This window comes from Gemmatimonas sp. UBA7669 (assembly GCF_002483225.1).
In the GTDB taxonomy this organism is placed as follows: Bacteria; Gemmatimonadota; Gemmatimonadetes; order Gemmatimonadales; family Gemmatimonadaceae; genus Gemmatimonas.
In genome coordinates this window covers 34,955-57,245 of record NZ_DLHL01000053.1, presented here as the reverse complement: position 1 = coordinate 57,245, position 22,291 = coordinate 34,955, and the positions used below count along the sequence as shown (strand labels likewise).

Annotated in this window: 19 protein-coding genes; 6 read left to right on the top strand and 13 right to left on the bottom strand. The window is 65.7% G+C overall.

Annotated features, from left to right (window positions below):
• Positions 1 to 88: 88 nt before the first annotated feature.
• The 6 genes from B2747_RS15830 to B2747_RS15805 all read right to left on the bottom strand — a co-directional run bounded on the left by B2747_RS15830 (position 89) and on the right by B2747_RS15805 (position 9,534).
• A complete protein-coding gene (locus B2747_RS15830; RefSeq protein ID WP_291163088.1) occupies positions 89 to 3,565 on the bottom strand; it encodes an amidohydrolase family protein in 3,477 nt (1,158 codons plus the stop codon).
• A 160-nt stretch (positions 3,566 to 3,725) separates the two neighbouring features.
• The gene (locus B2747_RS15825; RefSeq protein ID WP_291163085.1) at positions 3,726 to 4,487 is read right to left on the bottom strand and encodes a hypothetical protein; all 762 of its coding nucleotides are present in this window, start codon (positions 4,485 to 4,487) and stop codon (positions 3,726 to 3,728) included.
• A gap of 48 nt (positions 4,488 to 4,535) precedes the next feature.
• Complete coding sequence (locus tag B2747_RS15820) at positions 4,536 to 5,069, bottom strand: glutathione peroxidase (RefSeq protein WP_291163082.1); 534 nt, start codon at positions 5,067 to 5,069, stop codon at positions 4,536 to 4,538.
• A 21-nt stretch (positions 5,070 to 5,090) separates the two neighbouring features.
• The gene (locus B2747_RS15815) at positions 5,091 to 7,424 is read right to left on the bottom strand and encodes a TonB-dependent receptor (protein WP_291163079.1); all 2,334 of its coding nucleotides are present in this window, start codon (positions 7,422 to 7,424) and stop codon (positions 5,091 to 5,093) included.
• Between the two features lie 26 nt (positions 7,425 to 7,450).
• Complete coding sequence (locus B2747_RS15810) at positions 7,451 to 8,377, bottom strand: cytochrome P450 (protein WP_291163077.1); 927 nt, start codon at positions 8,375 to 8,377, stop codon at positions 7,451 to 7,453.
• Positions 8,378 to 8,385: 8 nt separating this feature from the next.
• Complete coding sequence (locus B2747_RS15805; RefSeq protein WP_291163074.1) at positions 8,386 to 9,534, bottom strand: DNA alkylation repair protein; 1,149 nt, start codon at positions 9,532 to 9,534, stop codon at positions 8,386 to 8,388.
• Between the two features lie 126 nt (positions 9,535 to 9,660).
• On the opposite strand from B2747_RS15805, the gene B2747_RS15800 reads away from it, so the two are divergent.
• Complete coding sequence (locus B2747_RS15800) at positions 9,661 to 10,194, top strand: hypothetical protein (protein ID WP_291163073.1); 534 nt, start codon at positions 9,661 to 9,663, stop codon at positions 10,192 to 10,194.
• Here the strand turns inward: B2747_RS15800 and B2747_RS15795 are convergent.
• On the bottom strand, positions 10,124 to 10,618 hold the full coding sequence (locus B2747_RS15795; protein WP_291163070.1) for a paraquat-inducible protein A: 495 nt from the start codon (positions 10,616 to 10,618) through the stop codon (positions 10,124 to 10,126). The two genes, B2747_RS15800 and B2747_RS15795, sit on opposite strands and share 71 nt — an antisense overlap.
• 84 nt (positions 10,619 to 10,702) lie before the next feature.
• On the opposite strand from B2747_RS15795, the gene B2747_RS15790 reads away from it, so the two are divergent.
• Positions 10,703 to 11,137, top strand: a complete 435-nt coding sequence (locus B2747_RS15790; protein WP_291163067.1) for a CBS domain-containing protein — start codon at positions 10,703 to 10,705, stop codon at positions 11,135 to 11,137.
• A gap of 41 nt (positions 11,138 to 11,178) precedes the next feature.
• Here B2747_RS15790 and B2747_RS15785 read toward each other — a convergent pair whose 3' ends face one another.
• Positions 11,179 to 13,467, bottom strand: a complete 2,289-nt coding sequence (locus B2747_RS15785; RefSeq protein ID WP_291163064.1) for an ATP-binding protein — start codon at positions 13,465 to 13,467, stop codon at positions 11,179 to 11,181.
• Positions 13,468 to 13,580: 113 nt separating this feature from the next.
• Positions 13,581 to 15,002: an NAD(P)/FAD-dependent oxidoreductase gene (locus tag B2747_RS15780; protein WP_291163061.1), complete on the bottom strand. Its 1,422-nt coding sequence runs from the start codon at positions 15,000 to 15,002 to the stop codon at positions 13,581 to 13,583.
• Positions 15,003 to 15,118: 116 nt separating this feature from the next.
• Here B2747_RS15780 and B2747_RS15775 point away from each other — a divergent pair, with 116 nt between their 5' ends.
• Positions 15,119 to 16,090, top strand: coding sequence for a PAS domain S-box protein (locus B2747_RS15775; RefSeq protein ID WP_291163058.1), 972 nt, complete (start codon positions 15,119 to 15,121; stop codon positions 16,088 to 16,090).
• 104 nt (positions 16,091 to 16,194) lie between these two features.
• Here B2747_RS15775 and B2747_RS15770 read toward each other — a convergent pair whose 3' ends face one another.
• The gene (locus B2747_RS15770; protein WP_291163055.1) at positions 16,195 to 16,494 is read right to left on the bottom strand and encodes a hypothetical protein; all 300 of its coding nucleotides are present in this window, start codon (positions 16,492 to 16,494) and stop codon (positions 16,195 to 16,197) included.
• Positions 16,495 to 16,586: 92 nt separating this feature from the next.
• Between B2747_RS15770 and B2747_RS15765 the strand changes: the two genes are divergently transcribed.
• Positions 16,587 to 17,861: an ankyrin repeat domain-containing protein gene (locus B2747_RS15765; RefSeq protein WP_291163053.1), complete on the top strand. Its 1,275-nt coding sequence runs from the start codon at positions 16,587 to 16,589 to the stop codon at positions 17,859 to 17,861.
• 10 nt (positions 17,862 to 17,871) lie between these two features.
• On the opposite strand, the gene B2747_RS15760 is transcribed toward B2747_RS15765, so the two are convergent.
• Positions 17,872 to 18,993 carry a proline iminopeptidase-family hydrolase gene (locus B2747_RS15760; RefSeq protein WP_291163050.1) on the bottom strand — a complete coding sequence of 374 codons (1,122 nt, stop codon included), beginning with the start codon at positions 18,991 to 18,993 and terminating at the stop codon, positions 17,872 to 17,874.
• Positions 18,986 to 19,684 (bottom strand): alpha/beta hydrolase, encoded by a 699-nt coding sequence (locus B2747_RS15755; RefSeq protein WP_291163047.1) that lies wholly within the window; start codon positions 19,682 to 19,684, stop codon positions 18,986 to 18,988. Before B2747_RS15755 ends, B2747_RS15760 begins: the two co-directional genes overlap by 8 nt.
• 60 nt (positions 19,685 to 19,744) lie before the next feature.
• Between B2747_RS15755 and B2747_RS15750 the strand changes: the two genes are divergently transcribed.
• Both B2747_RS15750 and B2747_RS15745 read left to right on the top strand, forming a co-directional pair.
• Positions 19,745 to 20,173, top strand: coding sequence for a hypothetical protein (locus B2747_RS15750; protein WP_291163044.1), 429 nt, complete (start codon positions 19,745 to 19,747; stop codon positions 20,171 to 20,173).
• A 34-nt stretch (positions 20,174 to 20,207) separates the two neighbouring features.
• Positions 20,208 to 20,732 carry a DinB family protein gene (locus B2747_RS15745; protein WP_291163041.1) on the top strand — a complete coding sequence of 175 codons (525 nt, stop codon included), beginning with the start codon at positions 20,208 to 20,210 and terminating at the stop codon, positions 20,730 to 20,732.
• A gap of 104 nt (positions 20,733 to 20,836) precedes the next feature.
• Here the strand turns inward: B2747_RS15745 and B2747_RS15740 are convergent, their stop codons facing one another.
• A complete protein-coding gene (locus tag B2747_RS15740; protein WP_291163038.1) occupies positions 20,837 to 22,150 on the bottom strand; it encodes a serpin family protein in 1,314 nt (437 codons plus the stop codon).
• Positions 22,151 to 22,291: the final 141 nt, after the last annotated feature.

Below are 22,291 nucleotides of genomic sequence, written 5' to 3'. Positions count from 1 at the left end.
CGGATAGCGTGGTGCCGCCTACACACCACCCACACCCAGAACCCACAGCCCAGAACTCGCAGCTGTGGATCGCCAGCCGCAGTTCACACTATCTCCCTACCCCCGCTTTCGTCTCAGGACGAACCGCCCGATTCCCCACCTCCGGCCCCTCCCGCCGCGTCGGATGCAACTCCGCCAGCGTGTTGCCATCATACAACCGCCCGTTCTTCATCACGTAGCGAATGCTGTTCGTGTTCCGCAAATCCGCCAGCGGATCACGATCCAGAATGACCAGATCCGCCAGCTTGCCCGGCTCGATTGATCCCAAGTCCCCCGACAACCCGATATCATCGGCGCCCATGATCGTGGCCACACGCAGCGCCTCGTGTGCCGTCATGCCACCGCTCGCCATGGCCCACAGCTCCCAGTGGTAGCCGAGGCCCTGTAGCTGGCCGTGACTGCCGATGCCCAGCCGTCCGCCGCTGCGCAGAATCTTGGTGGCATCGGACGCGAGCTGCGGAAACACATACTCCTCGTCGCGGAACCAGCCACCGGCCGTACTGCCACCCGGCATCGTGGCCATGCGCCGCCGCGTCTTGAGCGCGAGCTCCTCGTAGGCGGTGAAGCGCTGCAGCTTGGGGTCGCCGTACGGATTCTCCTTCGTGTAGAACCAGTTCTCGCCCCACGGCCCGCCATAGTTGACCAGCAGCGTGGGCGTGTAGGCGCGCTTGCTCCAGGCCATGAAGCCCGTCACGTCGGCGCCGAGCGGCGTGATGCCCATGCTGTGCTCGAGGCCCGGGTAACCGTCCAGCGTTTCCGTGAGATTGAGCTTGACGTCGAGTGAGCCTTCGGTGGTGGGCATGAGCTGCTGCTCGCGCGCTGCCGTAATGATCCACTGCCGCACCTGCCGCACACCCGCCACGTACATCTTGATGGTCTTGGTGTCGTAGTAGCTGCTGTAGCGCTTGAGCATGTTGCGCGCCTGCTCCTGATCGCGGATCACGTCCGTGTTGAACACGCCCGGTCCGGTGGAGTAGATGCGCGGCCCGATGATCTGTCCGGCCTCCACCATGTCCTGATAGGTCAGCACGTCAGTGGTGGCCGTCTGCGGATCACGCGTGGTGGTCACGCCGTACGCGAGGTTGGCCAAATAGGCCCAGGGCTGCGTCTCGTGAATGGTGCCACGTTCAGCGCGCAGGTGCGCATGCGTATCCACAAAACCAGGCACCACCGTGGCGCCAGCCAGGTCCATCTCGCGGGCGCCAGTCGGCACCGTCACCGTGCCCGATGCCCCAACCGCTGCAATCCGATTGTTGCGCACCACCACATCGCCGCGAGCGATGATCTCGTCGCCCTTCATGGTGACGAGCTTGGCGTTGCGCAGCACGACGGTGCCGTTTGGCAGGTCGCGCACCACCGGAACCAGCACACGCGTTTCGGCGGGCTGATACGCCGGCGCCCTCGACGCGGTCTGCCCCGACGTTGCCGGAGCAGCCGCAGGCGCCCCCGCCGAGTCACGCCGAGCCGTCGCGGTCGCCTCGCGCACGGCCGCGCTGTCGAGGTTGTACATCACGTGCGCGTTGCCAATCGACCAGTGCACCGTACGTCCATCACGCGACCAGGCGGGGAACTGACCGCCAATGTCGGTGAGCCTCCGCACGGGGAAGGCGGCCGTGTTGGGATCACTCACGTTCACGGTAGCCTGCGTGCCACGAGGCGGTACCACGACGGTGTAGAAGTCGCTGTTGATCTGCGCGAGTGCCATGTCACCGCTTGGCGACATGAGGGTGAGTTGCGCGGGGGCGCCCGGCGAGTCGGGCTCTTCCGGCGTACGCGCCAGCTCCAGCTCCGACAGCGTCAGGTCGCCATGGTCGCCGTGCCCGTGATCGTCATCAATGGCGCCGGCACCGCCGCCACCCACCACGCGCAAGTGACGCTGTTCGTCGGTGCCATCCCAGCGGATGGACACGAGTCCGGCATTGGACGACAGGTAGATGCGGGTCGTGTCGCGCGCAAAGTGCGGCTTGCTGCGACCGGCGCTGCGCGCAATGACCGTGGCGTCAACCGGCGACGAGGCTGCAGCGTCGAACCACACCAACTGGGTCGTACCCGTCACACCGGTCTGATCACGCCGCCCCTGCGCCGGGGTACGCAGCGCCACGATGCGCGCACCGTTCAGCGAGAACGCCGGCTGACGCAAGGTGGCATTGCCGCGACTGATGGTGACCACACGTGCAGCGCGTCCGTTCGTCATGCTGGCCTTCTGCAGCGCACCGCCCGAAGGCGTCCACGTGACCCACGCGAGGGTACGACCGTCCGGTGACCACGCCGGTTCGGCTTCAATGGCGTCGAGCGTGGACACCCGCCGCGGCGTGCCACCCGGCCAGTCCATCACGTACAGGCGGTCCATGGCGACAAACGCCAGGAGCTTGCCATCGGGGCTGGGTACACCATCGCGGATCTGGCGCGCGTTGAATTGCGCGCTGTCCGTGATGGGATAGCGGAAAGCTACTTCGGGGCCCACTTCCACCTGGGCCTGCACACGGAACGGAATCTCCACCTGCCCACTGCCGTCAATCGCCACACGCCAGAGCTTGTTGCCGTAGTTGGCCACGAGCTGTTTGCTGTCGGGTGTGAAGCTCATGCCCGGCAGCGCATCCATGGGCGCGCGCGATTCCATCTCGTCGCGCTGCGTGGGATAGGCCAGCCAGCGCTCCTCGCCGGTGGCGAGCTCGCGCACACGCAATCCCGTCTTGTCTTCGTAGCGTGAGCCGTACACCAGCCACTTGCCATCGGGGCTTACGGTGGGCCGCACCGCGGAGCCGTAGCGCGAGGAGAGTGGCTCCCGTTCGCCGGTTTCGCGGTCATATGACCAAATCTGGTATTGCGGAAACTGCGCGTTGTAGTGCCAGGCACTGGCGCGCTGCGTGTAGTACAGAAAGCGTCCGTCGGCGCTGAATGCCGCTCCGGCCTGCTGCACGGCGGTACCCGGTGCCGGATTGGGCGGCGGTGTGTACAGCGACACGCCGTTGCCGCCCTTCACGTGATACATCCACAGCGTGGGCAGACTGCCGCGGAATCCACCGCGACTGGCCACGATGTACTGACCGTCGGGCGAATACTCCGGCGAGAGATACACATTCGTGCGGCCGCGCGTGACCTCCTTGACCTCCTTCGTGGCCACGTCGAGCACGTGCACGTTGTCCGCGCCCTGCCGGTCGGAGATGAACACGATGGACTTGCCATCGGGACTGAAGCGCGGCTGTGTGTCAAAGGCCAATCCGCTCGTGAGCTGTGTCGCATCGCCGCCGGCGAAGGGCATCAGATACAGATCGCCCAGCATGTCGAAGACAATGGACTGCCCGTCGGGGCTCACATCCACCGACAGCCAGGTGCCTTCACGCGTGTCGAGTGGAAAGCGGCGTGTTGCCTCGAGCGGCAGCGGCCTGGCGGCGGGTGTGGCGGCGCGCGGAGCGGCTTGCGGAGCGGCCTGCGCCTCAAGTGGCGTGCCGACGGCCACGAGGTGGGCCGGCACCAGCGCGATGGTCATCGCGAGAGACAGCGCGGCCGTAGGCCCGGACAGCAAGGCACGGACCCGGGGGTGGTTCGGGAGTGACACACGAACTCCGGTGAGGGGGAGGCGCCGCCGGACACGGCGGGCATCCCTGATTCTCACTCCAGCAGGCCTTGCTGGCAACCAATGGGCGCCTTCACGTCCGCCAACCGGTTGGTCCTTGTCCGCGCAGCTAAGGCCTGAGTGTGACCCACCACTGGGTCAGTACCGGAACCGGCCGCTTGCCCTTGAGGGCCGGCGAAAACATCGCGGCCGCCAGAGACGTCACCAGCGCCGGCCGCAACGGTGCGTGGCGACTGCGATTGCCGAGATCCATGACGGTGGCGGTATCGACGCGTCCGTCTTCGTTGATCACGAACTGCGCGCGCAGGGCTCCAGGCGCGCGTGGTGTGGAATCGTTGTCGCGCAATGGCTCCATGGCCATCACTGCCCGCGATGCGGAAAGCAATCGCGGTGGCGTCGTGACATCATGCAGAAAGTGCACCGGCATCATGGAGCGTCGCGACGACAGCGGAGGTGATGTAGGCCACTCCGCGCGGCACGGCACGCGGACAAAACGTACGGCGAGCGGCTCCATGACCACCGTAGACACCGCGTCGGTGAGATAGCGCGCCGAGCCAACACGCAGAGCTCCCGAGCCACGCAGGGTGACATCCCAACCCTGAAGACCGGTGAAGATCCGCACGTGCAGCGTGTCACCGGCGATTCGCCACGCAGAGTTTGCGTTCCACAGTGACGCCGTGGCCGTCAGGGGCAACGACACCTGCCCACTGTCCTGCAGACGAAATACGCGAAACGAACTGTCGCGCGGGTCGCGGCGCGGGTCGATGCCGAGGTAGCTGGGGCCGAGCACGCGCGAACTTTCCCAGCAGCCGACCGCGTCCTGGCTACGGCTGCCCTGCGCCCCGCTCAACCCGGGCGTGAAGAGCAGCACGGCGATTGCCGCACGGGCAGCACTGCCAATCGCTCGCCGCCTGACCACTCAGGGCGTGTCCGCCAACGCCCGCTCGATGTCAGCCGCCAGCGACTCCGGCGTCGCGGTGGACGCGTAGCGATTGAGCACCTGCCCGCGGCGATCCACCAGGAACTTGGTGAAGTTCCACTTGATGGCCTCGGTCTTGAGTACGCCCGGCGCCGACACACGCAGCCAGCGCCACAACGGATGCGCCTGATCGCCGTTCACATCCAGTTTGGCACTCAGCGGGAAGGTCACGTCGTAGTTCAGTTGGCAGAACGCGGCAATGTCGGCTTCACTGCCCGGCTCCTGATTGCCGAACTGATCGCAGGGTGAACCGATGATCACAAGGCCACGATCCCTGTAGCGTCGCCACAGGGCCTCCAGTCCCGCATACTGCGGCGTGAAGCCGCACTGACTGGCGACATTGACCAGCAGGACCACCTTGCCGGCATAGTCGCGCATGGCCAACTGCCCACCGTCTATGGACGGCAGCGTGAATTCGTCGAAGCGGGCGTTCACAGCCGCCTGGGAGCGAGGAGTAAAAAGACGATCGAGCATGATGGCAGCGTCGCGGCAGGCTCAGAATTCGAAGTTCAAACCGATGGAGGGCAGCAATCCGGCGCCCTCGTTGAACTCCGCCACCCGAAGGCGCGGATTCCACTGCGGGGCTCCGACGTTGTTCCGGTTGCTCACGTTCTGCAGATCGAGAAACGCAATCAACTGACGATTGCCGATGATGAAGCGGCGATCGATGCGCAAATCGGCGGCGAAGAACGTCGGCAATCGGTCGGACAGGTACTGCGTGAAGTCCAACGTTCCCGCCAACGTACCACTTTCGCGGAACGGTGTGTAGCGCAGCCCGGACGCTGCACGCACACGCGTCGCCACCTCCCACTTTGCATTCGGTCGCCAACCCAGCACCACGTTGGCCAGCACGGGCGTGTCAAACGCACCGGGCCGGTCCACACCGTCGAGACCGGCGAACCTCGCACGATTCCAGCTCAGGCTGGCCTGCCCATACCACGGCGTCGCACCAAACTTCTTCTGGGCAAACGCCTCGGCACCGATCACCTGCCCTGTACCCTGAGAGGTCAACGGCTCAAGACCAAACGGAATGTCCGTGGTGGCGTCATCAAATCCGCTCGGCGCGAGCACGGCCTGCGGGCGGAACTGCCGCGACGGGAAGTCGGCATAGCGCTTGCCGTACACTTCGAACTGCAGTTTGAGATCGCTGCCCACCACACGTGTGACACCAGCCACCAACTGATCGGCACGGAAGGGCTTCAATCGCTCGGCGTTTCCCGCATCGCCCACCAGCCAGATGTAACTCGGCGCCTGCCAGTACCGTCCACCGGCCAGCGACAGCGTGGTGGCTTCGTTCACACGGAATGCGACATTCCCGCGCGGCGAGAGCCGCCAGGCATCGTTCAGGAAACCGTACCAGTCGCTCCGCAGGCCACCCGACACCCGCAGCCTGGGCAGGGCCTGCCAACTGGCCTGTGCATAGCTGGCCTGTCGCCACGCCGTGAAGCTCGTGTCCACCCGCAGCGGCTGTGCGACACCCGTCTCGTCGCGGCGCGTGAAGCCGGCCAGAGTGGCGTCGTAGCGCAGCGTGCTCGCGTAGCGCCACTGGACACCGGCCTCAATCTCGAGTCCACGGCGTGCCACCCAGGTGAGGTCGCTGCGCAGACTGTTCTCCCCTTCGGTGCTGCGATTCTCGAAGATGGGCTGCAGCAGACTGTCGCGCTGTGCCGTCACGAAACGTGTCCACGTTCGACCGAGTGTCGTGGTCACCACGCCGCGCGGCAGGAGCCGCTTCCAGGTGAGGCCGCTGAAGTACTGATCCTGCACCGGCGCCAGCACCTGCGAGTTGTTCACGCGCGCGGAGTCAGTGCTGTTGTCGAAGCTGATCGTGCCACGTGCGGCAATCGTGAGCACACTGAAGGCGTCACGCGTGGTAGGGCGCCACACGGCCTTGGCAGTGGCGTCGGTGTAGGCCGGAATGAACGACAGCCCGATGGCCTTGAACAGCAGGTCGAGATAGCTCTGCCGCACGTTGGCAAAGAACGAGCCCTTGCTGCCAATGGGCCCCTCCAGCACGGCACCGAACTGTGTTGCGGCCACGTTCACCTCGCCCGCGATGCGCTCGGTGTTGCCCTCGCGCAGCGTAATGGTGGTGGCCGACGAAGTACGATCACCGTAGCGCGCACCAAAGCCACCAGCGGAGAGCGCCGCCGACTCCACGAAGCGAATGTTGATGAGCGAGATGGGACCGCCCGTCGAGCCCTGCGAGCCGAAGTGATTGATGTTCGGCACTTCGATATTGTCCACCACGAACAGATTCTCGAACGGCGCACCGCCGCGCACCACGAGATCATTGCGCGCGGCGCTGGTCACCCCCACACCGGGCGCGATGCTCACGGCGCGCAGCACGTCCTCCTGCGCTCCCGGCTGTCGGCGCACTTCCTCGGCGTCGTAGCTCTGCGTGGACACCGGCGTAGACGAGGGACGCAGCGCCGGGAACGCCTCCGGGCGCACCGTCACCTGCTCGAGCTGTTGATCGATGGGCTGCAGTGTGATCGTCACTTCCGCCGGTTTGGCCGGTGACACCGCGATGTCACCGCGGCGAACCGGCGCGTAGCCCAGTCGGCGGATGTCGAGCGTGACAATGCCCTGCCGCACGCCACGCAGCGTGAAGCGGCCGGCCGCGTCACTTTGCACCACCACGTCCTGATCGAGCACGCGCACCGTGGCGCCGACAATGGGCGCCTCGGTCAGCGCTTCCACGATGCGTCCCACGATGACGCCCGTGGTGACCTGCGCCTCCACGGTCTGCGCACGCAGTTCAGCGGGAAACGTCGCAGGCATGAGCAGCACCGCGCATTGCAAGACCACCAGGGGCAACCGACGCATGCGCCGAGCAACCCGCCACGCACACATCACGCGACCTCCACGCGCATTACGGCGCGCTTCCATGTGCGCATGGCCACGAAATCAGTTTCTGCGTGTGTGCTCATGAGTGCAAGACGATGTGTCTGCCCGAATGCGGACCAGGCCTCGAGAAAGGCGGCGAGGGCCACGTGCACGGTCGTGGCTCCACGGCAAGCGTGCGGCGCCACCCCGAACGCCACATGCGCGGCGCGGCGCGACCCTGGCCGCACCAAACCGGGCTCCGGAAAGACCGAAGGGTCGAAGTTGGCAGATTCCAGGTCCACCGTGACGGACGTTCCAGGCTCTATCGCATCGCCATTCATGACGAGCCGCTGGGCTGCCTGCCGGTACACGTAGCGCACCGGCGCGCAGCAGCGGAGCCACTCATCGAGCACAGCGCGGCCGGAGCCGGGCCGCAACGACTCATCGTCGGCCGCTGGCCACTCCGCGTTGGCCAGAAGGGAATGCACCATCACGTTGGACACGAGAGCGGGAAGACTGTGGGTGAGGGCCACGAACGCCTGCACGTGCGTGGGCGCTTGGCTCTTGAACGCGGCGGCCAGTGCGGCGGTTGCCTCGCGCGCCGCCGACGAGGATGCCGAAGACGTCGCCATGGCGGACTCGCGCCAGACCACCTCGGCCAGAGGCAGCAGGGATCTCACCTCCGCGTCGGACATGCCAAGCACCATGCCCGCCGCCGTGACCCCAAAGGAACGGCCCACGGTGGACACCAGTTCCACGTCGCCGGGGGCGACGGACTGCCATGCCGCCAGGGTAACGCGCTGCAAGTCCGCAGCGGCATCGAGTGACGGATAGCGCAGCCGATCCGGAGTGCCTTCGGGACCCGAAACCAGACGCGCGTCACGCAACGATGCCATCACATCATGATAGCCGCGCACCATCCACGACCCATCGTTCTTCCTGAGCCACGGCATGCGAGGCGTCAACGCGGCAGTGTGAGCGTGAACGCGTCTCGCGCCACGTCCTTGCCGTTGATCTGCAGCGCGATCTCATGACGGCCAGCGTAGTAGCGCCGCGTGGTGATGGGTTTGACGTTGTGCTTGCGTGTCAGCACGCGCGTCTCACCCGGCGCGAGGGTGAGGCGCCAGCCCTTGAACACCTTGGGCGATGTCTCGCCGTTGGCTTTGACATGATGCACCACGTAGTCCACCACCAGCTCCTGCGGCGTGCGCGCTGTGGCCGTCAACTGCGCTTCCAACATGACCGCCTGACCGAGCGCAATGCGCCGCGGCGAGAGCGAGAGCTCCGCCTGGCCACGAAACGGCGTGCCGTGGCCCCACGCATCCAGTGCTGCCGCATACCCCTGCTTGATGAGTGTGCGACTGGCGTGACGCAGCAGGGCGCGCCGCTCTTCCGGCGCATTGGGCAAGTGTCGCGTGACAAAGGCCACCACACGATCGGGATGATCCTTGGCGATGTCGTTGAGGTGATTGGCCACGCTGCGACGCACATAGTCGCTGGAGTCGTTGACGAGGTGCTCGAGCAACGGCACGCAAGGCGAGGGATCGGCGATGAATCGCTTGAGCTGCAGCCCCCACGGTAGACGCGGTCGCGTACCCTCACTCACGAGCCGCCGCACATGCGCACTGGGGTCGTGCATCCAACGTTTCAGGTGCTCCAGCACCAGCGCCTCGTGCGCCACGATCAACGGCCGGATGGCAAACTCCGCCGTGAAGCGCTGCGTCATGGCGTGCAGGAAGGTCAGGGCACGCTCCGGCTCCTCAACGCCGCGGCGCGCCACGTACTCGCCCACCGGCCACAGAATCCACCCCGACAGCCCCTCGCGCGAAGCGGCCTGTGCGGCGTCACCCATGACCGCGTCGGCATTGGCCGGAGCGGAGGCCAGCGCACGCGTCAGCAGATCGGTGGCATCGCCAAAGTCCGCTGGCAGATGCTCGGCCAGCGCGTCGGCAATGCAGAGCGCTCGCGCCTTGAGTTCAAGCGCGGAGAGCTGTGGTACCACGGCGCGCTCGAATCGCGACGCACTGAAGCGCGCGTCGAGCGACTGCAAATGACGCGCCGCGTGACGCACGAGTGGTGCGTTGAGGAACTCCTTGAAGGGCTCGGCCATATCAACGACTGACAGTTTTCCGAGACGGAGCGACGTTGCGGAGTGTCGCAAACCGCAACCCGATGACAGTTTTCACGGAGCGCCGAGTCGAACACTCGGCACCCCACTTGCCTGTGGAGTATAGCCATGTCCGCTCTGGAAACCCGCCGATCCGTTGTCATGACCAGCCGCGTGTTGCTGGCCGTCGCCTTGCTGGCCGCGCCAGGCCTGGCTGGGGCCCAGAGCACGAGAGCCGGTGGCGCGAAGCCGGGGGCCGGGAAAGCCACCAGCGCCAAACCCGGTGCCGCTGGCACGGCGGCGCTTCAGGGTTCCTGGAACGGCACCGCCACCGTGCAGTTGGGTGACAGCGCCATCACGGTGCCGGTGCTGTATGCCTTCACCACCACCAATGGCGCCACTACCGGCACCGCCACCGTGCCGGGTCAGGGCTCGGGGCCCATCTCCAACGTGGTCCGCGAGGGCACGCGCATTCGGTTCCGCGTGACGGCACCCGAGGGGCGTTTGCTCGAGCACGATGGCCAGATGGGCGCCGAGCAGGTGATTGAGGGCATGGTGTTCATGGACCAGAAGCCGCTGGCCAAGTTCCGCATCACGCCCGCGAAGACGCCGCCGGCTGGAGCAGCTGGAACGCCGCGTTCGACACGAGGCAGTACGCGGTAAAGAAGTAGAAGCCGGGGCCGGCAATGGCCGAGAGGTTGGCCGTGCCCCGCGCCACCAGCAGTGCGATGAGCATCCCCACGGCAAACACATCAGCCATGGACCACTTGCTGATGGCCTGGACAAAGCGCGTCAGACGCTCACGGCCCGCTGCTCTGCCAAAAAGAATCGGCAGCGCCAGCAGGGCCTTGGTGAGCGGCACGAGTACGCTGAAGAGCAGGATGAGCCCGGCCACAAAATCGTTGCCCGAGTCGTGCAGGCTGCGAATGGCGCCCACCACGCTGCGTGTTTCGTTGGTGAGCTCTCGCTCCACGCCAAACATCTCGATGGTGGCGCGAATGGTCAGCACCGGCTCAGTGAGCCCGGGCCAGAGCAGCGCGAGCGACAGCAGGGAGAGGCCGAGGGCCAGTTGATTGCGTCGGGTCATGCAGGAAAACTGGCGTCATGACGTCACGGGCGGTAAGGTCTCTCATGCCTCAGGTGGTACGACCCGCTTCGTTCGGAGGACCGGATGTCCACGATTCGTGATCTGCTGGCCCGCAAAGGCCCTGGTGTAGTGTCCCTGTCGCCGGCCACCAGCGTACGCGACGCCGCACGGGTGATGAACGATCATGGCATCGGTGGTGTGCTCGTGCTCGACCAGGGGCAACTGGTGGGCATTTTCACCGAACGCGACGTCATGCGGCGCGTGGTCGCAACGGGCCTCGACCCGGCCCTGACACCGGTGTCGGAAGTCATGACGGGTAGCGTGGTCACCGTGTCTGCCGATCAGGCCATCGCCGAGTGCCGCGCGCTCATGTCGTCACGCCGCATTCGCCATGTGCCGGTGCAGGACGGGCCCACTCTCGTGGGAGTGATCACGAGCGGTGACATCTTGGCGTACGAGGTGGCATTGCAGGAAACGCAAATCAACGAGTTGCAGCGATACGTGTTCGACTTGCGCTGAGCGGCGTTTGGCGCGGCGTACGTCGCGCCCGCCTGCATGGCTTACTCCATGGCCTCCGCAACCGCCGCCAGCAAGTCGGCTGGCGTAAAGGGCTTGGCGAGAATGCGCGCATGCTGCGGGAGAGTGGTCTGCTCACCAAAGGAGTCGGCCTGGTAGCCCGATATGTAGAGCACATGGGCCACGCGCTCCTCCACAATCGCGTGCGAGCCGAGTCCGACACCGCCGACGGCTGGCATCACCAGGTCGGTGATGAGCAGCTGATAGGGGGCACTGGCGCGTTCAATGGCGCTCAAGGCTTCACGACCGTTCCGTGCCGTGTGCACCGTGTATCCCGCGTCGCTGAGCACATGCTCCATGAGATAGCGCACATCACGGTCATCCTCAGCCACGAGTACCATACCCGACCGCTTGTTGACGGGTGTCCGTGAAACGCGGATACGCAGCGGCTCCGGATCGCCCGCGGTTCGAGGCAGGTACACGGAGAGGCTCGTGCCTTCACCGACTTTGCTGTGTATGGTCACGAAGCCGCCAAGGGAGTCGACAATCTGTCGGACCGTGGCAAGTCCAAGACCAGTTCCCTTCTCTTCCGCCTTGGTCGTGAAGAATGGTTCGAACATGCGCGACAGCACGGCCGGTGGTATGCCACCGCCCGTATCGCGTACCGTCAAACAGACGCCTTCTCCCACGTCAGAGCATCCATCGTCGGACCGTGCCAGGTCAGACTGCCAGGCACGCCGCGCAGCCGCGGTCATCATCTCATGGCGATCGGCTGTGTGAACCGTGACGGTCAGGTCGCCGCCTCGCTCCATGGCGTCGCGTGCATTGATGGCGAGATTCAGCAGCACCTGCTCGATCTGACCGGGATCAGCGCGCACGGCCCAGCCCTGCGAATCGGCGCGCACCTCGAACTGTACATGCGAACCCAAAATGCGGCGCAACATGGGCTCGATATCCCGGACCACATCACTCAGATCGAGCGGGCGTTGCTGCGCGATGCGCCGCCGGCTGAACGCCAGCAGTTGTTTGGCCATGACTGCAGCCCGGTCGGCGGCCCGACGGACCTGCTGGAGATCGTTGTCGACCTGAGAAAGCGCGTCGGGCGAACGCACGCCGGCAATGGCCATGTCGGCAAAGCCCATGATGGCCGTGACGACATTGTTGATATCGTGCGCCACGCCACTGGCCAGGCGCCCAAGCGACTCCATGCGTTGCGCATGCCGCAATTGCGTTTCGAGCCAGCGCTGTTCACTGACATCCAGCAGCACCAGCCCAATTGCGGCGTCTGAATCCGCGTCGATGCGGTGAGCGCTGGCGAGCAGAATCCGGTCGGCCATCTTCGGCGCAAGAGTGGGCGACTCCTCACGGTCCAGCATGTTCACGGCACGCGTGTCGGACACCACGACCTCGGCAACGGCAGGCTCACCGGTTCGCCTTACGCGCTCCACTACGGCAGCAAGTTCATCGGCGAGTGGCAATCCCGCCGCCGTCGCATGGGCTCGTCCCATCGGCTCCAGTGCCCGCCACGCATCGTTTGCCACGCGCAGACTGTCGTCAGGCTCCAGCACCGCCACGGCAAGCGGCGAGCGTTCGAGTGCAAAATTCAGCAGAGCCTGGGCGCGATCACGTTCGCCCTCGACCCGTCTCCGGTTGCCGGCTTCACGCAGGACGTTGCTGGTCATGCGGTGCAGCGCAAAGGCCACCAGAGTCAGCGCCGCCAGCACAACGAGCACCAGAGTGACGCGCCAGCGCTGTTGCCGCGCCACGCGCAAACTGTACAGGTTCGACTCTTCCTGCTGGAATTCCTGCAGCACCTGTTGCAGGGCCGCCGTCGGAGTATCGATGGCCACCGCCGTCGCCCCGCTGAGCAGCGCAGCCCGCTGCGCGGCCCATTGGTTCACGGCCTCTGCCAACATGCGCGCGCGTTCCTGCTGAGACGGATTGTCCGCCGTCAATGTCAGCAAACGGGCCAGCTGCGCCTCAATGTGGGCGCTCGACCAAGGGGCCTGCGTTTGCGAGCGATAGCCCGCGGTATCCCGTATGGTCGTGCCGGTTGCGAGCCGCTCAGTTTCCGACGCGCGCGGCGCGACCTGACGGTCCGCCGGCTGGCGTGCAACGGCTGATTGCAGCGCACGAGACTCCAACTGCAACAGGCTGGTCTGCAGTTCTCGCACGGCCCGCAGCACCTCACGCGTGTGCTGAACCCAGCGCGCGGAGTACTCGAGCGCCGCCACACCCACTGCCACGATGGCTGCAATCAGCAGCAACGCCAGCAGGCCAGCACGATACAGGCGCTTGAGCTGACGGACTTCCAACACTGTATCAGGCTGCAAGAACTGCGTCGATGACATTGATTGTCCCCTTCGGAACTGAACGCCTGACAGGACTCAAGGTCCCTGCTTGCCACCAACTATGTGGCGGGGCGAAGCAACGCGACAGGGGTGGCCTAGGCCACCCGTCGCTTTTCGTACGCCTGGCGACTGGCCTTGAGCAGTCGGTGCACGGTGTCGCCCGTGATGAGCCGCACGCCGCGCTGGAAGGTGACGTACTGGAAGGCCCATTGCACGAGCACCGTGAGCCGGTTGCGCAGGCCCACCAGATAGAGAATGTGCACGAACAGCCAGGTCAACCACGCGAAGGTACCGCTGAGCTGACGGCCCGCCAGCACGGCCACCGCACGGTGACGCCCGATGGTCGCGAGGTCACCCTTGTTGGTATAGCGGAAGCCAGAGCGTGCCGCGCCCGCCACATCGGCGGCAATCATGCGTCCGGCGTGTGCGCCCATCTGATTGGCGGCAGGTGCCACACCAGGCACGAACTGTCCGTCGCTGATCTCTGCTGCCGCCGCGTCGCCCACCACGAACACATTGGGCTGGCCCGGCACACTCAGGTCGGCGTTCACCCGCACGCGTCCGGCGCGGTCGAGTGTGGCACCCAGTTGCCGCGTGAGCGGCGAGGCCTGATTGCCCGCACCCCAGAACACCGTATGCGCCGCAATGCGCTCGCCGTTGGCCACCACGCCGTCGGCATCAACGTCGGTCACGATGCAGTTGGTGCGCACGGTGACCCCAAGCGATTCGAGGTCCTGCTGCGCGCGCTGCGACAGCGCCTCGGGGAAGGTGGGCAGAATGCGCGGCCCCCCTTCCAGCAGCAGCACACGCGCGCGCGATGGATCGATGCGACGGAACTCGCCCTTGAGCGCATGACGCGTGACTTCCGGAATCATGCCGGCCAATTCCACGCCCGTCGGACCACCACCGACGATGACAAACGTCAGCAGCGCATCACGCTCATCAGCCGCACTGGCCCGCTCCGCCGCTTCGAACGACAACAGGAAGCGACGACGCATCTCCAGCGCGTCTTCGAGACTCTTGAGCCCCGGCGCATGCGTTTCCCACTGCGGGTTGCCGAAATACGCGTGGCGTGCCCCACTGGCCAGGACGAGATAGTCGTAGGTGAGCTGCACCGTGCCATTGTCGAGTGACACCGTGCGCGCGTCGGGCTGCAGCGCATCCACCTCGGCCATGATGACGGTGACATTGTCCTGCTTGCGCAGGAGCCAGCGAATGGGCACGCTGATGTCGGCGGGATTGAGCACCGCCGTCGCCACCTGATACAGCAGCGGCTGAAAGAGGTGATGATTGGTGCGATCAATGAGCGTGATGCGCACCGGCGCCTTGGCGAGGGCCCGCGCTGCGGAGAGTCCACCAAATCCGCCACCCACGATGACCACATGGGGCCGCGGGTCGGCGGAGTAGCTGCCGGTCACGGTCAGCTTGGGCACGGACAGCCCGTCGAGATCCGTCGGGAAGCGCTGATCGACCGAGGGCGTCTGATTGGAAGAATCGGGCGAACGGAACACGGCCATGACCTCTCCGGGCAATTGGGGCGATACCTGTCTTACGCCATGAGCTTGTGAAAAGTTTCACAAAGTACCGAATCTGACAAGTGCGTCATATTGTTGCGGTCGCTATTTCTTCACCCATGCCACACGCCGCCAGTCTGCTGTTGGTTCATCCGCCGGGCCACCGGGCCGACACCCTCGTTCGTCTGCTGGAGGGGGCCGGGCACCATGTGCTGGGCGCAAGTGGCGCCGCGGAGGACGCCCTGGCGCGCTGCGCGCAGGTGCAGCCCGACCTGGTCCTGATCTCTCCGGCCGTCGCTGGCCCGCCGTCGGCGCTGGAGCTGGCTGCCCAATTACTCCGCCGCGGTCCGGTGCCCAGCCTGATGCTCCTGACCGGCTCGGCCGACAGCCGCAGCCTGCTGCGTGAGGTGAAGTTGCCGGGTGCGCCGCTGGCACTGGTTTCCGCGCAGGCCAGCGACGATGAGCTCTTGGCGGCCGTCGACTTGGCGTTGCTGCAACTCCCGCACTGGCGGCGGGCCAATGAGCCCGATGAGCGCTTTTTTGCGGTCACGCTCGACCTGCTCTGTTTTCTCGATTTCTCGGGCTACTTCCGACGGCTCAGCCCTTCGTGGGAGCGCGCCCTGGGTTGGACGATCGATGAACTCAAGGCCAGGCCGTTTTTCGAGTTTGTGCATCCCGACGACCGCGATCGCACGCTGGCGCAGAACAAGGCAGTGCGCGGCGGCGGACAGGCTCGCGGTTTCGAGAATCGCTATCTCTGCAAGGACGGCAGCTATCGCTGGCTGCGCTGGAGCGCGGCGCCCGATACGGATCAGGGCGTGATTTACGCGGTGGCGCGGGACATCACCGACGCCAAGCAGGTGGAGGCGGAGCGCGAGCAGTTGATCGTGGATCTGCAGTCGGCGTTGGCCGAGGTGCGCTCACTGCGCGAGATCATTCCGATTTGTTCGTATTGTCGGAAGGTGCGCGATGATGACGACTTCTGGCAGCACGTGGAGTCGTACGTGGCCGCGCACACCGGCGCGCAGTTCAGCCATGGTGTGTGTCCGTCGTGTTATGAGCGCGTGACCGCCGCCGACAGCCCCGACTGATTTCGACCCCGACCCCGACCCAAACCCCGACCCCGACCCCGACCCCGACCGCGGGAACCTCGCACGCAGTACCTTCCCGTAGTGCGACCTTACGCCGTCCCACCTTACGCAGTTCTCAACCTGCGGTAGAAGTACCACTCCCTCCGAGGGTCTCCACCCTCCACCGGCTGCTCCACCGCCTCTGTCGCCTCACGAAACCATTCGTCGAGCTCGGCCAGCAGCTCCCGCGTTTCCGCCGTCACTGGTCGACTGCGCACCCGCTGCGCGATTTCGTGCCGAATCTGGAGATCGGCTGCATATTCGTCCGCTGGCAGATCGCCGCGCGACACCAGGTCCACCACCCGCGCCCACGACGACAGCAGCACGGGCAGTGTGAGACGTTCGAGCGGAATGGACGACGACATGACGCTGACGTGGAAAGAAGTGAACAGCCCGCAGTGACCGACGGGCAATGACCGGTGCCGGAATATGGTCGCCACTCCCTCACCCGTCACGCATGCTGCCCGATCCCGCCCCGTTGCGCTTGCCCGTTCGACCCAATCTCGATCAGCTTCTGCAGGAAGCGCGCGAGCTGCACGTGGCAATCCGCGCACAGGACCCCAGCGCACTCAAGCTGCTCGCGCGTCAACCCGAGCGCCCCAAGCATCCTGACGACGTCGAACTCGCCGACGCGCAGCGTATTGTGGCGCGGCGCTATCAGGCCAGTTCATGGCCACGCCTGGTGCAGGCCTGCAAACTGTCCGCTGCCATCTGGGACGACGATCTGCACACCGTGCAGCAGCTCATCGAGGCATCACGCAGTCTGCTCTTCGAGCCCGTGCTCATCCGGCGAGACAGCCACTGGGGTGCACCCATGGCCTACGCTGCCAATCTCGGACGCAGCACCATCATTCAGTGGCTGCACGAAGCCGGCGCCGATGATCATCTGCATGCCATCGATCGCGCCGCACTGCAGGGCCAGGTGGACACCCTGCATCTCTTGCATCGCCTCACGGGCGCGCCGCCCATCACGTCGGACATGCTCGGCGGTCCGGCCTATACGCTCAATCAGGCCGGCAATGCCGCGCTGCTGGCACTCGGCGCAGCCGTCGTTGCGGCAGACGGCACACGACTGGCCCCGGTAGACGTCGTGCTGCAGACCGACTCCCGTCGCCCTGCGGCCAAGCACGCCATTCTCGAATCCTGGGTGGCGACCGGACTCGAGCTGCCGGATACGCCCACCATGGCCCTGCACCGCGGTCGCATCGATCTGCTGGAAGCGCATCGCGCGCGCGACCCGCTGCTGCTCAGCCGCACCTTTCGCCACCGCGAGATCTACCCATCAACCATGGGCTGCGTCGACCCGCTCGATGCCACCGAGGGCACTCCACTCGATGGCACCACCCTGCTGCACATGGCCATCGAGTTTGACGAGCACGACATCGTGCAGTGGTGCCTGGCGAACGGGGCTGATGTCAACGCGCGGGCTCATCAGGGCGCGAGTGGCTTTGGTGGATGGACACCACTCTTTCACACGGTGGTGTCCATGCCGGCGTTCTGGATGAACTACAACCGCCGCCCCGACCGGCCAGCCGGTTCCGACGCGGCGATGACCGAGCTGCTGCTGCAACACGGCGCCGACCCCTCCGTGCGCGCGTCCATCTGGAAGCGCCTCCATCCGGGTCACGGCGATTCCACGCGGCACGAGTATCGTGATGTCACGGCCCGCGAGTACGGTGAGCAGTTTCACGCCCCCATCTTCGTGAATCGGGCGGCGCTGGCGCTGCTGTAAATCGCCGCGGTCAGCGTGAAGGCGTCGCGCGCCCTTCCACCTCAGCAAGGAACGCGCGCAGCGCTGCAACATACTCGGTTGGCTTCTCGCGCATGGCCGCGTGGGCTGCGCCCGGAATCACCACCAGTCGCGCGTCGGGCATGGTGGCGCGGAACGTGTCCAGCGTCTGCGGCCGTGCTTCGTCGAACTCGCCGGCGATGAACAGCGTGGGCGCCGCAATCGACGGCAGGTCGGCCGCCCGCGTCCAGGTCTTGAGCGAACCGGTGCTCAAGAACTCCGTGGGTCCCCACATCTGACGGTAGATCGTATCGTTGCCAGCCACGCCCTCGCACCGCGGCTCGTTGCCCACGGGCAGGCGCCGCACGTGACGACCGTAGAATGTATCGGTGGCTACCTGATAGGCTGGCGCATCGAGTGTGCCCCTGGCCTCATGCTCATCCAGCACCCGACGAATGCTGTCGGGCAGTTGCGCACGCAGCAGGTTGGCATCGGCAATCCAGCGCGGCGTGTCGAGCAACGGACTGCTGAGCACGACCGACACGATGCCAGCAGGCTTGGCAGCCGCGAGATACTCGGCCGCCAGCGCACCACCCCATGAGTGACCAAGCAGATGGACCTGGGTGAGCCCCAGCGCTTCACGCACCGCCGTGACCTCATCCACAAAGCGGGGCACCCGCCACAGTGTCGTGTCTGTTGGACGATCGGAGCGACCGGAACCCAGTTGATCGTAGAAGATGACCGGACGGTCCGCTGCCAATGGCGCCAGCACCTCGAAGCGACACGACACACCACCTGGCCCACCGTGCAGCGCCAGCAGTGGTGTCCCACTGCCGTTGCCGATCTGCCGGACAAACACGCGGCCACCCGGCACGGCCACGAGCCCCTCTCGCGTGGGGACGCGCAGTGAGTCGATCATCACCTGCCCGTACTGCACGCTGTCCATGTTGGCGGCACTGAAGTCAGCGGCCGACACCGCAGCGCCGGCCTCCCCCGCGACAGCATCCTGCCCCGGACTGTGTCCCGCGCGATCACAGGCGGCTGCAGATAGCACGACCAGCACGGCGCCCGCGACCACCACGCGCTGTTTGACCCGACCCAACAGGTCGCGTCCCTGACTCCTTCTGTCACGCATCTCGCAACTCCTCCAGCAGGGCGCCGAGCAGCGGCGCGTCCAGGTGATGCTCGCCATCAAACGTTTGCCACTCGACCCGCAGTTGCCACTCGTGCAAGGTCTGCTGCATTTCACGCACGCGCGCATCGGTCACGAAGGCATCGTGTGTACCCGTCACCACGACAACACGCGTGTTCTGCAGCACGGCGTGCAACAGCTCGGCATCCACATCATGCGGCAACCCGCCAGCCCATAGCACGAGCATCCGCGGTGCCAGGCGTGCATGGGCCAGCCAACGCAGAGCCGTGGCCACACCCTGCGAGAACGCCAGCAGGCCAAACGGCGTGGCGGCGCCCCGCGGCAAGTCGGCTTGCACATGCGCGTGCAGACGACTCAGCCAGGCTACGGTGTCGGCAATGTCATCCTCGCGATTCTCGCGAGTCATCCACGTCGCGCCCACCCGTTGAAGATGCGAACCATCGGGGCGTGGCATCTCGCGATAGAAGCGATTGAGCCCTTCGGCCGCCACAAGGAGCGTGTCGGCCGGCACGATCGGGACCGCCGGTTTGATGAAGCTGGCCGCCGTCTGTCCGTAGCCATGCAGCCCCATCCACCAGCGCTGCGCAGTGCCAGCCGCAGTGCCGGCCATGGCGTAGCGCGCCGTGCGCGTAGTGGCCAGCGTGGCAACGCGGAGTGGCGAGGATTCCGTCATGGCACCAATCAGTTGGCCGGACAGCGGTGACGCAACCGTCCACGCCGGGGTAGCGCCAGTATGCGCACTCTCCTCTGCTCACTCGGCGTCCTGTCCCTGATTGGCTGCGGCTCGGACAATCCGGCACCCGTTGAAGCGACCGGCCGCTTGGCCGGTGCCGGCACGGTGCTGGCGCCCGGGGAGTCCGCGGTCTCACCGGCTGACAGACGGCACGTCGTGACCCTAATTGGCGTGGCCAACGACTCGCGCTGCCCGATCAACGCAACCTGCGTCTGGGAAGGCGATGCGGACGTCCGGCTCAGCCATCGTGTTGGTCAGGGCCCCGACGTATTGTTCACCTTGCGGGTCAATCGGGCGCCACGCGACACTGTCATCGGTGTCACACGCATCGCACTCGACTCGCTCACGCCGTACCCGGTCAGTTCAGGACCGGTCATTGAGACATCGCGCTATCGTGCCTGGCTGACGCTGTCCGCCGTTCCACGTTGACGGTGGCGTTGGTTGGGCCCAACCCAGCCACGGCATGAATTTCTCGCTCGACGAAGGACGCAGCATTCTCGCGCGCACGCCCGTCATCCTCGACGTGTGGCTGCGTGACCTGCCCGATGTGTGGGTGCACGGGACCGAGGGCCCCGGCACCTGGTCGCCCTATCAGGTCGTGGGGCACCTGCTGCACGGTGAGCGCACGGACTGGATGCCACGCATCCAGCTTACGCTGTCGTCGGATGCCGAGCGACGCTTCACGCCGTTTGACCGTGAGGCCATGCTGCGCGAGCACGCCGAGACGCCGCTGCACGAATTGCTGCGGGCCTTTCGCAGCGCCCGCGAGGACAATCTCGCCCTGCTGAGCGCGCTGGACATTCGTGACGTGCATTTTTCTCGCACAGCCACGCATCCGGTGTTCGGCGAGGTGACACTCGGTCAACTGCTGGCCACCTGGGTGGCACACGATCTGTCGCACCTCGCGCAGATCAGCCGCACGATGGCCAAGCAGTATCGGGAGGCCGTGGGTCCCTGGCGGCAGTTTCTGTCGGTCATGGACCGCTGATGGATCGCTGACGGTTCGTTGAGCGCAGGCCACGGCAACCTGCGCAGAACGGGACAGCGACCTGTGCACGGTCGCTGTCCCGTTTTGCTTGTGGGTGTGCTTTGTCAGGCCCGCGGATCGTTGATCACGCCGGCAAAGAGAACCGTGCCGCTCAGGCGCTCTCGGATGAAGAACACGAACGGCGCGTCGAAGCGATACGAGGGCGGCGCGGAAACCAGACGGATACCCACCACGGTCACTGCGGCCGCGCGGGTCCCCTGCTCGAAGACATCGAGCGCCACCGCGTGCTGTACAAACCCAATGCTGGTGCGCGCGGAGGGCACGAGATACGGGAATTCGGCGAACCCGCCGAACGCTCTGGGCATGCCCATGTCCGCCAGCGTTTCGGACAACTCCAGATTGCCCTTCACGGAGAAGCGCGGCAGCGCAAGCCAGCTTTCGCTATCGGCTGGCCGCAAGCTGCTCACGATCGCATTGTAACGGTCCTCGTTGAGCTGTGACGCCAGTTCCCTCGCGCTGCCGGTGGTGGGTCGCATGAGCACCATGCTGTAGGCGCCGTTCCCGTACAGCATCTCCACGGCCGAGACCGATGCATCCTGGAAGGCGTTGAATCCGCCTTTTCGCTGCATCATGGGAACCGACACGCTCGCGCCCGACGCCAGGCGGAACGGCTCCGGCTTGGTCTTGTCCGTTTCGAAGGCGTTACGCCACGAGCCGGCAAAGTAGACGGCATTGGCCAACAGCATTGCCAGATCCTCCGGCGCGTTGCCGTCGAGCACCTTCGGGATCATGTTCTGCGTCTCGCGCTTTCCCCAGGCATTCACTGAGTCGTACATGAGCTGAGGCGTGGCGAGCGTCTGCACCGGCGCGTTGAAGAACTCACGGGCCTTCTGCGTGAACTCGGGGCCGGCCGGATACCCCGCACGCGTCCAGATGCCGTTGGCAAGACGAATGGTCACGCTGTTGTCGAGCGTCGGCAGCATGCCACGGAGATCGCGGTACGCGGTGTTGATCTCACCCTGCGATCGGGCGCCCCAGCCAAGCGTCTGCTGCATCTCGGTAAGCGTGTTGCCGGCCGCGCCGTTCATGGTCATGCCCAAGGCAAAGGACACGCTCAACGGTGACAGCAGCACATTGCCCTGTCCCGCCGACGCCGTGGCGCGCAGCAGGTTCAGCGCAAACTGGGTATTGGCGCGCACGCCCTCCTGCTCCGCTGCAGTCAGGGTACGCGGCAGTGTCTTGAGCGAATCCGGCGCGGCGCCGTTATTGCCCGTGGGACCGCCCGACTCAGAGCAGGCACTGACCAGCAACGGCAGCAGCAGCGCGGCTGCAGCAAGGCGACGGGACAGCATACTACGCGACGTGCGCGGCGTGTTGGACGCCAACGCGTGACCGGGGCTGGACTCGAATGGAATCATGGTCGGATCACGAAAGAGGTGGGAAGGCGCGGCGCACGGCATCCGCACTCGATTGCACTACCCACGGACTCCCTGTGCTGTCACTGCGCTTTTCGTCCCACAACAAGCGCAGCAACTCATCTGTTCGCGGTGCACATCCCG